Genomic DNA, 1,460 nt, shown 5'->3' on the forward strand with positions numbered 1-1,460 from the left:
GGAAACCGCCACGGTCGCCCGAGGGACGGTCGTCACGACGGAACCCACCACGGTCACCCGAGGGACGGTCATCGCGGTTGAAACCGCCCGAAGGACGGTCGCCGCCACGGAAACCGCCACGGTCGCCCGAGGGACGGTCGTCACGACGGAACCCACCACGGTCACCGGACGGACGGTCGTCACGGTTGAAACCACCGGACGGACGGTCATCGCGACGGAACCCACCGCGGTCGCCCGACGGGCGGTCGTCACGACGGAACCCACCACGGTCGCCCGAGGGACGGTCGTCACGGTTGAAGCCACCCGAGGGACGGTCATCGCGACGGAAACCGCCACGGTCGCCCGACGGGCGGTCGTCACGACGGAACCCACCACGGTCACCGGACGGACGGTCGTCACGGTTGAAGCCACCCGACGGGCGGTCATCGCGACGGAAACCGCCACGGTCGCCCGAGGGACGGTCGTCACGGTTGAAGCCGCCCGAGGGACGGTCGCCGCCACGGAACCCACCACGGTCACCGGACGGGCGGTCGTCACGACGGAAACCGCCACGGTCGCCCGAGGGACGGTCGTCGCGGTTGAAGCCGCCCGAAGGACGGTCGCCGCCACGGAACCCACCACGGTCACCGGACGGGCGGTCGTCACGACGGAAACCGCCACGGTCGCCCGAGGGACGGTCGTCGCGGTTGAAGCCGCCCGAAGGACGGTCGCCGCCACGGAACCCACCACGGTCACCGGACGGACGATCGTCACGACGGAAGCCACCGCGGTCGCCCGACGGGCGGTCGTCACGACGGAACCCGCCACGGTCGCCGGACGGACGGTCGTCGCGGTTGAAGCCGCCCGAGGGACGGTCGCCGCCACGGAACCCACCACGGTCACCCGAGGGACGGTCATCACGGTTGAAACCACCCGAGGGACGGTCCCCACCGCGGTACCCACCACGGTCACCCGACGGGCGGTCGCCGCCACGGTATCCACCGCGGTCGCCGGACGGACGGTCCCCACCGCGGTAGCCGCCGCCACCGGAGGGACGGTCACCCGAGGGACGGTCGCCACCGCGGTAGCCACCACGGTCGCCCGAGGGACGGTCATCGCGACGGAAACCGCCCTCGCCGCGGTCGTCCCGGCGCGGGCCGCGGTCGCTCGACCAGCTGCCACGGGAACGGGGCTCATGACCTCGGCCGTCGTCAGATCGGCGCTCGGGACGGTCCTGGGGCGGGTTCGACATCGCGGAGACTCCTCTACATCATCAGCTGCGCCGCTGGTCGGGCTGCAGGTGCGCCCAACGCGGCAGGGTGCCGGCCGCCTGGCCACACACCTTCTCTAAGTGTCAAGCATCAGCTCCGACCTCGCGCCTGGGGAGGAAGTGGAACGAGCTGATCGGTTCGGGGGAAAACAGTGCAGAAAATCGGTGCGGAAAAAACAAAAGGCCGCGGCCCCAGCGATTCGCTGGGGCC

General features: G+C 71.4%; 1 pseudogene. It reads right to left on the bottom strand.

What is annotated here, in order from left to right:
* Positions 1-1,231: pseudogene (locus ABD323_RS36815) on the bottom strand (hypothetical protein); the annotation flags it as partial.
* Positions 1,232-1,460: the final 229 nt, after the last annotated feature.

The sequence above is a fragment of the Kitasatospora nipponensis genome (assembly GCF_039528135.1).
Lineage (GTDB): Bacteria > Actinomycetota > Actinomycetes > Streptomycetales > Streptomycetaceae > Kitasatospora > Kitasatospora nipponensis.